The 10742-nt window shown below is 71.7% G+C and carries 15 protein-coding genes; 7 read left to right on the top strand and 8 right to left on the bottom strand.

Going from position 1 to position 10742, the window contains the following annotated elements; translation table 11 throughout:
* Window positions 1-122: 122 nt before the first annotated feature.
* Complete coding sequence (locus E1292_RS46905; RefSeq protein WP_132606275.1) at window positions 123-740, bottom strand: cadmium resistance transporter; 618 nt, start codon at window positions 738-740, stop codon at window positions 123-125.
* Between the two features lie 89 nt (window positions 741-829).
* Complete coding sequence (locus E1292_RS46900; RefSeq protein WP_220447411.1) at window positions 830-1489, bottom strand: LysE/ArgO family amino acid transporter; 660 nt, start codon at window positions 1487-1489, stop codon at window positions 830-832.
* Window positions 1490-1833: 344 nt separating this feature from the next.
* Here E1292_RS46900 and E1292_RS46895 point away from each other — a divergent pair, with 344 nt between their 5' ends.
* Window positions 1834-2355, top strand: a complete 522-nt coding sequence (locus E1292_RS46895) for an RNA polymerase sigma factor (RefSeq protein WP_246090885.1) — start codon at window positions 1834-1836, stop codon at window positions 2353-2355.
* Window positions 2342-3238, top strand: coding sequence for a CU044_5270 family protein (locus tag E1292_RS46890; protein ID WP_132606274.1), 897 nt, complete (start codon window positions 2342-2344; stop codon window positions 3236-3238). Before E1292_RS46895 ends, E1292_RS46890 begins: the two co-directional genes overlap by 14 nt.
* Window positions 3239-3559: 321 nt before the next feature.
* Here E1292_RS46890 and E1292_RS46885 read toward each other — a convergent pair whose 3' ends face one another.
* Window positions 3560-3919 (bottom strand): ArsR/SmtB family transcription factor, encoded by a 360-nt coding sequence (locus E1292_RS46885; protein WP_132606273.1) that lies wholly within the window; start codon window positions 3917-3919, stop codon window positions 3560-3562.
* An 82-nt stretch (window positions 3920-4001) separates the two neighbouring features.
* On the opposite strand from E1292_RS46885, the gene E1292_RS46880 reads away from it, so the two are divergent.
* Complete coding sequence (locus E1292_RS46880; RefSeq protein ID WP_132606272.1) at window positions 4002-5294, top strand: MFS transporter; 1293 nt, start codon at window positions 4002-4004, stop codon at window positions 5292-5294.
* Here the strand turns inward: E1292_RS46880 and E1292_RS55310 are convergent.
* Together E1292_RS55310 and E1292_RS46875 are read right to left on the bottom strand one after the other, a co-directional pair.
* A complete protein-coding gene (locus tag E1292_RS55310) occupies window positions 5269-5397 on the bottom strand; it encodes a hypothetical protein (protein WP_281284156.1) in 129 nt (42 codons plus the stop codon). The genes E1292_RS46880 and E1292_RS55310 overlap by 26 nt on opposite strands.
* 119 nt (window positions 5398-5516) lie before the next feature.
* Window positions 5517-6452 carry a LysR family transcriptional regulator gene (locus E1292_RS46875; protein ID WP_246090887.1) on the bottom strand — a complete coding sequence of 312 codons (936 nt, stop codon included), beginning with the start codon at window positions 6450-6452 and terminating at the stop codon, window positions 5517-5519.
* A 183-nt stretch (window positions 6453-6635) separates the two neighbouring features.
* Between E1292_RS46875 and E1292_RS46870 the strand changes: the two genes are divergently transcribed.
* The gene (locus E1292_RS46870; RefSeq protein WP_132606270.1) at window positions 6636-7490 is read left to right on the top strand and encodes an SDR family NAD(P)-dependent oxidoreductase; all 855 of its coding nucleotides are present in this window, start codon (window positions 6636-6638) and stop codon (window positions 7488-7490) included.
* On the opposite strand, the gene E1292_RS56005 is transcribed toward E1292_RS46870, so the two are convergent.
* On the bottom strand, window positions 7398-7790 hold the full coding sequence (locus tag E1292_RS56005; protein ID WP_220447410.1) for an MmyB family transcriptional regulator: 393 nt from the start codon (window positions 7788-7790) through the stop codon (window positions 7398-7400). The genes E1292_RS46870 and E1292_RS56005 overlap by 93 nt on opposite strands.
* On the opposite strand from E1292_RS56005, the gene E1292_RS46860 reads away from it, so the two are divergent.
* Window positions 7751-8371 (top strand): SDR family NAD(P)-dependent oxidoreductase, encoded by a 621-nt coding sequence (locus tag E1292_RS46860; protein WP_132606269.1) that lies wholly within the window; start codon window positions 7751-7753, stop codon window positions 8369-8371. The two genes, E1292_RS56005 and E1292_RS46860, sit on opposite strands and share 40 nt — an antisense overlap.
* Window positions 8372-8442: 71 nt before the next feature.
* Here E1292_RS46860 and E1292_RS46855 read toward each other — a convergent pair whose 3' ends face one another.
* Window positions 8443-8895: a winged helix-turn-helix transcriptional regulator gene (locus tag E1292_RS46855; RefSeq protein ID WP_132606268.1), complete on the bottom strand. Its 453-nt coding sequence runs from the start codon at window positions 8893-8895 to the stop codon at window positions 8443-8445.
* 90 nt (window positions 8896-8985) lie between these two features.
* Between E1292_RS46855 and E1292_RS46850 the strand changes: the two genes are divergently transcribed.
* Together E1292_RS46850 and E1292_RS46845 are read left to right on the top strand one after the other, a co-directional pair.
* Window positions 8986-9600, top strand: a complete 615-nt coding sequence (locus E1292_RS46850; protein ID WP_132606267.1) for a dihydrofolate reductase family protein — start codon at window positions 8986-8988, stop codon at window positions 9598-9600.
* Window positions 9601-9609: 9 nt separating this feature from the next.
* On the top strand, window positions 9610-9993 hold the full coding sequence (locus E1292_RS46845; RefSeq protein WP_132606266.1) for a PPOX class F420-dependent oxidoreductase: 384 nt from the start codon (window positions 9610-9612) through the stop codon (window positions 9991-9993).
* A gap of 48 nt (window positions 9994-10041) precedes the next feature.
* Here the strand turns inward: E1292_RS46845 and E1292_RS51970 are convergent.
* Window positions 10042-10742: MerR family transcriptional regulator (locus tag E1292_RS51970; protein ID WP_165975119.1), on the bottom strand; the 701-nt coding region annotated here is incomplete at its 5' end.

Genomic DNA, 10742 nt, shown 5'->3' with positions numbered 1-10742 from the left:
GGCCGCGGGCCAGCGCAAGTGGCTCGCCATCTCCAGCGCCGGCAAACTGAGCACCGCCGCCAGGAGCGGGCACTACATCTACGAGGACCAGCCCGATGCCGCCGTCAAGGCCATCCAGCGCGTCACCACGCAGGTCGCCGGCTAGTCCCGGCACCGCCCTCCACGAGAATGAGCGCCCCGAGGCCGATCAGCACGATCGGCAGCAGGAGGTGGCCCCACCGGCTCAACGCGCGAGCGATGACCGGGCGGGTGGCGAAGAATCGTCCCGCGACGCACCACACGGCCACCAGAGCCAGGAAGACGGCGATGTGAACACTCATCGAGCCGACGCCGGCGGTGGCGAACACCGGGACGTAGACACCGATGTTGTCGCCGCCGTTGGCGAAGGTGACCGCGGCGACCTCCAGCACCTTCGGACCGCCGGCGTGCCCTTCCGCGCGCTCCTCCCCACCACCGTTGCGGTGGTCCTGCCACGCCTGCCAGGCGGCTTTGAGTCCCAGGACGAGCGGGAGCAACCCCAGGTAGGGCAGCACCGGCTCGGGCAGGAACGTGGCGCCGACGGCCGCGGCCGCGGCCACGACGAGGATGGCCAGGAACCCGAGGTACTGGCCGGCCACCACGCGCGCCGCCGCCCCCCGGTGCCCGGCGCCCCGGGCGAAGAACAGCGCCAGAATCAGGATGTCGTCGATGTTCGTGACCGCGAACAACCCCGCAGCCTGCCCGACGACGCCCACGTTCACGGCAGGTTCTTCCCTTTCGCAGCGAAACAGCCCTGGCTGACCCTATCGGTCGCGTACACGTGAGATGCCTGCCGCAGAGGAGCCCCCGGTCAGGGAGCGGAGAGGAGCAGGTGGACGGCGAGTACGGCGATCAGGGCGCTGCTGGCGAGAGCGGTGACGAGCCGCCCTCGGCTGCCGGTCAGCGTCTTCCCGAGCAGCGTGCCCCCGCCGGCCAGCAGCAGTTGCCAGCTGGCCGATGCGACGAAGGCGGCGAGGACGAACACCGCCTGCTCCAGGGGATGCGGCACCGTTCGGCTGCCCAGCACGAGCGCGGTGAAGTAGATCACCGTCATGGGGTTCATCATGGTGAGCCCCAGCAACCCCAGGTAGGCCCGGAGCGGGGTGGGCACGGCCGGGTCGATCGGTGATGCCGCCTGCCGCCTGGCGTGACGGCTGATCGCCGTGACACCGCCGTGGACGGCCAGGACGATCAGGATCACGGCTGACGCCAGACGCAGGGGGAGCATGATCGGCTCGATGACGCCGGTGAGCGCGGAGCCGCCGATCACCGCGATCAGCGCATAGAGCCCGTCCGCGGTCGCGACACCCAACGCGGCGCAGACGCCGGTCCTCAGGGAGGTCCGGGCGCTGAGGGCCACCAGGTAGGTCGCGACGGCGCCCACGGGAATGGCGATGCCATATCCGGCGAGGAGCCCCGCGACCAGGGCGGCCGTCATGCCGGAACGGGAATCGGCCTCCACGGTCGGCACGGCTGCTGCTGCCGGTCACCCAGCCGGCGGGCGGGAGACGTCGAGGGCAGCGTGTGGAAGAGCGTGGTCATGACGGACAGGTATAGGCCAGGCAGGCATGGCTTGTCGACCGAGATTCCGGCGACGTGCCCCGTCTGAGTCTCCGGAACGCCCACGGGGAACTTCGAGAGGTCCTGCGGATAAAGACAGTCGTGACAACCACCGCAGAACGGAAGCTCGACTTGAAGGACCCTCCATCCCCTGGCGGCTGTCCGACCTCGACTCACGGTCGAGCGCGGCAGGCGGATCCCAGGGACGACTCCGCCATCATCGAAGCGTCGCTGCGCACACCGGAGTGCTTCGCGGTGCTCTTCGATCGGCACGCCGCCGTGCTGCACCGCTACGCCGTGCGGCGCCTTGGCCCCGAACACGCCGAGGATGTGCTGGCCGAGGCGTTCACCAGGGCCTTCGAGACGCGTCACCGCTACGAATCAGCCCGTGCGGAGGCGTTGCCCTGGCTGTACGGCATCATCACGAACGTCATCGGCCTGCACCGGCGTGCCGAAGCACGCGCTTACCGGGCCATGGCCCGCACGGGTGAGGATCCGGTGACAGCCGCGTTCGACGAGGGGGTGGCCGCCCGGGTCTCCGCGTCGGCCACCCGGCAACGCCTCGCCGCCGCGCTGGCGAAACTCGGCCGCGGTGAGCGAGACGTGCTGCTGCTGATCGCGTGGGGCGATCTGACGTACGAGGAGACGGCCCGGGCGTTGCGGGTGCCCATCGGGACGGTCCGCTCGCGCCTGTCGCGCGCCCGCCGCAAGGTCGCGCACGCTCTGGGCGGCGTCAATCCGGTCGAGATGAGTGAGGACCACCGTGAACGACTTTGACCTGATCAAGCACCTGCGCTCGGAGGTGGGGGAGAGCGAACCGGATGCCTTGAACGGGGCTCGGGAGCGGCTGCTGACCGTGATGGCCCGCACGCCGGAGCCACGACGGTTCCGGCTCCCCGTGAAGCTGCGCCTCGCGGGCGTCGTCGCGGTTGCGGCCGCGGCCGCCGTCGTGATCGCCACGAGTCCGGCCGCGCCCGTCAAGCCACCGGCCACCGGTGACGCCCTGCCACCGGTCTCCGCCCAGAACATCCTGCTCGTGGCCGCCGCCAGCGCGGAACGCACGCCGCTAGGCTCCGGGGCCTACTGGCACGTCAGGAAGGAGAAGGACGACGGCGGGCTGTTCACCGAGAGCTGGACCACGCGGGACGGGCAGCGGTGGATGCGACCTGTGCCGGGCCGCGACCGGTCGGTTGTGGGCAAGGCGCCGTCGGCCAGGTTCTGGCTCGCGCCCGGACAGGGCGAGCTCAGCATCCAGGACATCGAGGCGTTGCCGACCGACCCCGAGGCGTTGAAGCAGCGGGTCACCGAGATGATCCCGACAGCCGTCGACCATCACGACCCCGCCTTCTTCCCGCTGCTCTCGCTGATCGCCGAGCTGCCCGCGCCGGCGAAGGTGCGTTCCGCGGCGTTCCGGGCGCTCGCCACAGTGCCGGACGTGCAGCGGGTGGGCACGGTCGAGGGCGGGGAGGAGCTGATGGTTCCCGACGGTGACCAGGAGATCAGGCTGGTCGTCGATCCCGAGACCTCCCGGGTGGTGCGCGCCAACCGCCTCCCCACCGTCGGCGGAGGGGTGGCCGGCGCCAACGGCGAGCACTTCTTCAAGCTGACCACCGGGTGGACCGATGACTTCCCCGGCGTGACCGAACGAGGCAAGTCATGATCTTGAGCAGATCGGTTCTCGCGGTTCTCCTGGCGGGAACGGCCAGCGTCACGGCGCCACAGGCAACCGCGGAACAGCTGAACGGGGTGACACTGATCACGGGTGACCGGGTCGTGATCGCCGGCAAGGCTCACAGGGTGGAACCTGGTCCCGGCAGGCAAGTGAGCTTCGCGAGCCAGGTGCGTGACGGGCATCTGTACGTGATCCCGTCGGAATGCCGCTGATCGCGAGAGGGGCGCTGGACCGGCGGCTGTTCGACGTCACCCCGTTGCCGGCCTGGGGCTACGGCGACGCGGCGCTGACAGGTGACGGAGCTGAGCGCTAGCTCGATCCTCGCCCCCAACCGGCGACCACTTCGCGGCCCTGCGGGATGGCGAGGTCGAGCAGGCCTGGGAAGCGGGCGTCGAGGTCGTCGCGGCGTAGCCGGTTGAGCCGCCGGGTCCCGTCGTCGCGTTGACGGATCACCCCGGATTCCCGCAGGACCTTGAAGTGGCCGCTCTGGGTGGACTTGCTGACCGGCAGGGCGAACGTCGTGCATGCCAGCTCGCCGTCGGGTTCGACGTCGGAGAGGCGGGCGACGATCGCCAGCCGTACCGGATCGCTCAGGGCGGCCAGCACGGCGGTGAAACGCAGGTGATCGCGGTCGGGGTGCACAAGCGCGGTCGCGGTACGGCTTGCCATGCCTCCATGGTAACCCCCATGTTCACCTTTTCCGAACATCTGTTATGTTCGGAAACATCGAACATGAGGTGAGGAGGAATGAATGCCGCTCAATCGTGCCGCCGCCGTGCGCCGGCCATCGGGCCAGCACCACCAGGCCGGGCATTCCGGCTCGGCGGACGGGGCCCCTGCCGGGCAGCCCGCGGTGAAAGGGCGTTGGAGGTTCTGGGCCACGGCGTACGCGCTGCTGATCCTGCTGACCGGCACGAACCTGCCGACGCCGCTGTACCGAGGCTACGAGGCGCAGTTCGGGTTCTCGCCGCTGGTCGTCACGCTGATCTTCGCCGCCTACATGGCCGTGCTGATCCCCTCCCTGCTGGTGGCCGGCCCGCTGTCGGACGCGGTCGGCCGCCGCAGCGTGCTGCTGCCCGCGGTGGCACTGGCCGCGCTGGGCTCGCTGATCTTCGCCCTGGCCGCGGGCACCGAATGGCTGTTCGCCGCTCGCGTGGTGCAGGGCCTGGCAGTCGGCGCGGCCTCAGGGGCGTTGACCGCGGCGCTGACAGAGCTTGAGCCCACCGGCGACCGCCGCAAGGCGGCGCTGGTCTCGACCGTGACCTCCGCGAGCGGACTCGGCCTCGGGCCCTTGCTGGCCGGGCTGCTCGCGGAGTACGCCCCGGCACCGCACGTCCTGCCGTTCGTGGTGGAGCTCGTGCTGCTGGTCCCCGCGGCGGCCGCCATCGCGGCGCTGCCCGCGGCATCCTCCAGGACCCGGTGGCGCCCCCGTCGCCCCGGCATCCCCGCCGCGATGCGGGCCACATTCGCGACCAGCGGGACGGCGAGCTTCCTCGCGTTCACCGTGGTCGGGCTCTTCCTCGCCCTCGTCCCCACCTACGTCGCCACTCTCTCCGGCAGCGACAACCTGTTCCTGGGCGGCGCGGCCGTGGCCCTGATGCTGCTCTGCTCCGCGCTCGCCCAGCTCCTCGGCTACGGCAGGCGGGCCAGGATCCTGGAACTGGGAGGCCTCCCGCTCCTGGCCGCGGGACTGGCGCTGCTGGCCCTCGCCGGCGCCTCCTCCTCGCTGACACTGCTGCTCGCCGCGACGGTGATCGGCGGCACCGGCCAGGGACTCGTGTTCCTCGGCGGTCTCACCGCGGTCAACCAGGCCGCCCCCGCCGGTCGCCACGCCGACGTGCTGTCCAGCTTTTACGTGATCCTCTACCTCGGCTCCGGCTTTCCGGTCATCGGTGTCGGCTTCCTCGCCACCGTGGCCGGACTCCTCGTCGCCGTGCAGTGGTTCGCCGCCGTGGTCGCCGTGCTCTGCGTGGTGATGCTGCTCGTCCTCGCCCGGGGACGCCACCGCGACCCGGCCGTCAACCCGCCCCTTCGCGAGGTATGACGCCGACCCGCCGCGCCCAGCGCTGGTACGCGGTGGCCAGCTCGGCGACCAGGCCGGGGCGGTGTCCGGCGAGATCGGCCGGCTCGGAGCGGTCGGCGTCCATGTCGTAGAGCTCCCATGGCCCCGCGTGCTCGCGGACCAGCTTCCACCGCCCCGGCGTACGGCGGCGTTGCCGAGGTGCTCCCAGAACAGCGCGGGGCGCCGGTCCCGGACACGTTCGCCTCATGGCCGGGCGGCTCGCCCCGCGTCTGGCTGCCGTCGCGCCCGGTCCCTAGCCGCCTGCCCGTCCCTGCTCGCGCAGACGGCCAGGCTGTGGTGGGCGAACCGGCGTACGGACCGCACCCGGGAGTGGTCGCGGAGCCAGGCCAGGCGCAGCGGCACCGGCGGCCCGTCGCTGAGACGGACGGCCCTGACGTCCGCCGATCCCGTCGCCGCCGCCGCCCGGGGCGTGCTCAGGACGACGGCCTGCCCCAGCCGGACCACCGCCAGCATCTGGAGGCCGTCGCTCACCTCCGGCCCAGGACGCCCTGGAAGGCCGTCCGGCCAGAGCTCGGAGGCCATGTGCTGGAGGTTGTCGCCCTGCCAGCGCACCACGGGCTCGTCGGCCAGGTCCGCCGTAGCGATCGACTCCCGGCCCGCCAGCGGATGCGACTCCGCGAGCAGCACGTGAACCTGCTCCATGAGCAGGACCACGCTCTCCAGCGTCTCGTCGTCGAGCGACGCGCGCAGCAGCGCGACATCGGCCGCGCCGGAGCGCAGCCGGTCGAACTGGTCACCGGCGTTGCCGACCACCGCCTGGCCGGGCATCTGCGGTTCGGTCTCGTTGTACGACCGCACGAGTTCGTTCAGCAGCGAGGCGTCGCACCCCGGCCCGGTCACCGTCAGCGGGGCCTGCGTCCCCGCGGCCCTGCGGGCCCGCGACAGGGCATGTCCGGCCTGGGCGACCAGGGTCCTGGCCTCGCCCAGCAGGACCTCGCCCGCAGGGGTCAGGCTCACGTCGCCAGGGGCGCGGACGAGCAGCCGGGCGCCGACGTCGCGCTCCAGGGCGCGGATGGCGCGCGAGAGCGCGGGCTGGGTCATGGCGAGCCGCGCGGCGGCCCTGGTGAAGTTGTGTTCCTCGGCCACGGCGATGAAGTAACGCAACTGGCGAATCTCCATATCAGCCACGCGCGCAGTCTTTCACGTGCGGCTATGCCGCTGCGACATGGCGGTCTGCCACATCGGACCTTCCTTTCCACCGGTGACCGGTGTGTCCTGGACAGGCGCCGCGGCGCGGAGCCCTCCGGCCCGCGACCTCACCGGCGGCACTCGTTCACCTCTCCTTCTCTGAATGGATGACGTATGTCTGAGCATGCCCGCAAGGCGGTTGTGACCGCGGGAACCGGCGGGATCGGCCTGGAGACCGCAGCGGGGCTGGCGGCACAGGGCTGGGACGTCACCGTCGTGGGCCGCGACGCCGAACGCGGCGCCGCCGCGACGGCCCGGCTGGAGGAGGCCGCGGGGCGCGCCGCGGGCCGTTTCCTCCGCGCCGACCTCTCCTCCCTGTCCGGCACCCGCGCGCTCGCGGATCGGCTGGCCGCGGAGGGGCCCCTGCACCTGCTGGTCAACAACGTGGGCGGCATGTGGACCCAGCGCCGGGAGGGCGCCGACGGCATCGAGGCGAGCGTGATGCTCAACCACCTGTCGCCGTACGTGCTGACCGAGGCCCTTCTGGACGCGCTCAAAGCCGGCGCGCCCAGCCGCATCGTGAACGTGACCTCCTCCGCCATCATGGCGGCGGTGCCGGCGTTCGAGGAGGCGGAGCCGCCGGGGCCCTACTACGGCATGGCCGCGACGGGCCGGGCGAAGCTCGCCCACCTCGCCTACACGATGGACCTCGCCAGGCGGCTGGACGGCCAGGGCGTGCAGGTCGTGGCCGTCGACCCGGGACCCGCCGCGACGCCCAACGCGGCGCAGATGACGATCGACATCCTGCCGCCGCAGATGCGACCGCTCTGGGACCAGATCCAGGAGTGGGTCACCCGCCCGGCGGCGGAGGCCGCGGCCGCCGTCCTGGCCGCCGGCACCGGCCCCTCGCACGGGGCGGGCGTGGTGATCGGCCCGTCAGGAGCTCCCGACGACAGCCTGCTCCAGTACCTGACGGAGGACGCGGCGGAGGCCGTACGCCGGTGGACCCCCAGGATCCTCGGCGACTGACGGCGCCGGGGCGTCGGAGTCCCAGAGTTCGGCGAAGCGCGGGCTCTTGTCCGCGAGCTCGCTGATGAGCCGCCGGAGCGCTCGGTCGGCGGGATAGCGGGAAGCGGTCAGACGCAGGTCGGCGACGAGCCGCGCTTCGTGGTCGGCCTGCTCTTGTGCGGTGTGCACGGTGCGGGCGCCCGGTCCGAGCAGGTTACGCCAGACGGCGTTGCGTTGGATTCCGTGCCGGGTGGACGTCTCGCCCATGAGCGCGTCGTAAGGTGCGTTGGCGAGGACGAGCGTCCAGCTGGCGTCGTGCACGACGACCGGGATGTGCGGCGGCGGAGGAGCTCGGCGCCCGTTTCGTTCAGCTCGACGTCACGGACGACGGCTCCGTCGCCGCGGCTTTCGCCCAGATCGAGGGCGACGGCGGCCTCGACGTGCTCGTCAACAACGCCGGCATCGCCATGCTCGCCCTCAACGGCCCGGACGCGCTGAAGGTCTTCGACGCCAACGCCGTCCCGATCGTCCGCGTCACGGAGGCGGCGCTGCCCCTGCTGAAGAGGTCCGCGAACCCGGTCGTCGTCAACGTCTCCAGCGCGCTCGGCTCCTTTGCGGCCAACCACGATCCGGCCCGCCCCGCGTCGCACGTCTCCGCGATCGTCTACGGCGCGAGCAAGGCGGCCGTCTCCATGCTCACCGTCCAGTACGCCAGAGCGGTGCCCGAGGTCAAGTTCAACGCGGTCGAGCCGGGCTACACCGCGACCGAGATGGGCGGTCACCACAACAGCCAGGGTCGCCCGGTCGAGATCAGCGCGCGGAACATCGTCCTGACGGCCGCCATCGGCAATGACGGCCCCACCGGCACTTTCCAGGAGGACGACGGCGAACTTGGCTGGTAACCGCGACCGGCACGCTCGGCGGCCTTTCCGGGGCTCCAAGGCGTGATGGCGGGCGCCGGCCGTGGCGGGCCTCAGACGGCGGCGCCCGGGCCGGGCAGCAGATCGATGTCGCCGGCGTGCATGGGCTCGCCGCAGTGGGCGCAGCGCAGGTCGACACGGCTGACCTCACCGCACGCGTGATGGCGGTAGAGCACGGGCGGCCCGTCCTCGCCCGCGAGCCACTTGTCCGCCCAGCCGACCATGACCATGAGCAGGTCGACGAGCTCGATGCCCTTCTCCGTCAGGACGTACTCGTACCGTGGGCGCCGGTCGTAGGGCCGGCGCTCGATCACGCCGCACTCGACGAGGTGGCTGAGCCGCTCGGTGAGGACCTTGCGCGAGATGCCGAGGTCCGCCTGGATCTGCTCGAACCGGGTGAACCCGACCCACACGTCACGCAGGATGAGCGGCGACCAGGGCTCACCGATGACGTCGAGCGTGCGCGCGATCGAGCACGCCATTTCCCCAAATTTCGTGCGTTGCATGGCATCAGTCTAGCAATTGGAGTTCCCTTAGGGAACTCCACGTGTTACGGTCGTGGCGTCTCTTCAAGGAACCCCGAACGGAGCACGCAGATGAGCAAGGTCATCACCGCCCACGCGGTGTCGGTCGACGGCTACATCACCGGGCGCGACCCGGGCCCCGGGCGCGGCCTGGGCGCGGGAACGATGCTCTTCGACTGGTACTTCGACGGCGACACGCCCAGCCAGGTGTTCGACGGGTTCCGGCTGAGCGGGCCCAGCGCCCGGATCTTCGACGCCCTCGCCGGCCGCGTGGGCGCGATCGTGGCGGGCCGCAACACGTATGAGGACTCCGACCGTTTCGGCGGCGGCAGCCCGCACCCCGCGGCCCGGCTGTTCCTCCTCAGCCACCGGGCGGCGCCGGAGGTGACCGAGCGGCAGACCCTGATCACCACCGGCATCGGGGACGCGGTCGCGGCGGCCCGCGAGGCCGCCGGCGGCAAGGACGTCGGCCTCATGGGAGGCGGCGTCGCGACCGAGGCCCTGACGGAGGGGCTGGTCGACGAGGTGATCCTCCACCAGGTGCCGATCCTGCTCGGCGGCGGCCGCCCCTTCTTCCGGTCGCTGCCCGAGCACGTACGCCTCCGCCTGGTCGAAGCCGTCCCGGCGCCGGGCGTCACCCATCTCCACTACGAGGTCGAGCGCCCCGCCGACCACGAGTCCCGCTAGGAGAAGAAGATGCTCAACCCTGACGTGCGCCGCGTCCTCGACGGCACCTCGCTGGCCCACCTCGCCACCGTCCTGCCGGACGGCTCGCCCCACACCGTCCCGCTCTGGGTCGGCACACACGGCGACCACATCGTCTTCCTCACAGGGCCCGACTCGCGCAAGGCCCGCAACCTGCGCCGCGACCCGCGGGTGGCGCTCTCCCTGGCGCCCGCCGACAACCCGTTCGAGCCCGTCATCGTGCGCGGCCGGGTCGTCGAGTGGCTCGAAGGCGACGCGGCGTGGGAGATCATCGACCGGATCTCCACGAAGTACGTCGGCCGGCCCTACCCCCGGGAAGAGGAGCGCATCGTCGCCGTCATCGAGCCTGAACGGCAGACCGTCGGCGTAGGCTGAGCCGCCCCGCGCCCAGCCACTCCCGGAAGGCTCCTGTCGCTCCGCGGGTCACGCTTCCTGCCGGGTCGAGGCGCGAAGGGCCGATGCGATCCACGCGAAGAGCGCCGGATCGTCCTCGCCCGTGCTGGGCGGGATCTCGTTGATGAGGGACACGAGGGACAGGTATCTGCCATGAGTGGCGTCGTACCGTGCCTCCTCCTCGGTGTCCTCGCGCCGGAGCTCCTCGACGAGCAGGAAGGCCCTGGCCAGCCGGTCACGCGACTCGGTCGTGGCCTGCCCGCCGGAGGCCTCGGCGGAGGCGTCGGACATGCGGACGACCAGCTCTCGTGCCCGTGGCGAGTCCGCCGCCAGGCCGGAACGGTACGCCTCCAGGATCTCCTCCCCGATCTTCGCCCCCTCCTTGTGGATGAAGTCCCACACCGGTGCGACGGCCACGCGGCGTCCAGGGAACGTGCCGTACGTGTCCTGGAGGTAGGAGCGGACCGCGCCGCGGAACTCCTCGTCCTGGACCAGGTCGGCCAGCTCGATCCAGGCTTCGAGCTGGGCGGCGGCGGGGTCCTCCGGCAGCCGCGGCCGCATCGTGCGCAGGCGTTCGACGAAGCCGGACGGCACGTCGAGGCCTTCGCCGACCTCGGTCCAGAAGTCGTCGACCAGCCGCTCGCGCTCCTCGTCGGGCATCGAGACGAGCTTGTGCATCAGGGCGGCCTGCGCGGCCGTGCCACCCTGCTTGACCAGCGTCCTCAACACGG

Origin of the sequence: Nonomuraea deserti (assembly GCF_004348685.1) — a bacterium.
Taxonomy (GTDB): domain Bacteria; phylum Actinomycetota; class Actinomycetes; order Streptosporangiales; family Streptosporangiaceae; genus Nonomuraea; species Nonomuraea deserti.
Note: the sequence above shows the minus strand (reverse complement) of the source record. Positions and strands in the feature narration are given on the sequence as shown.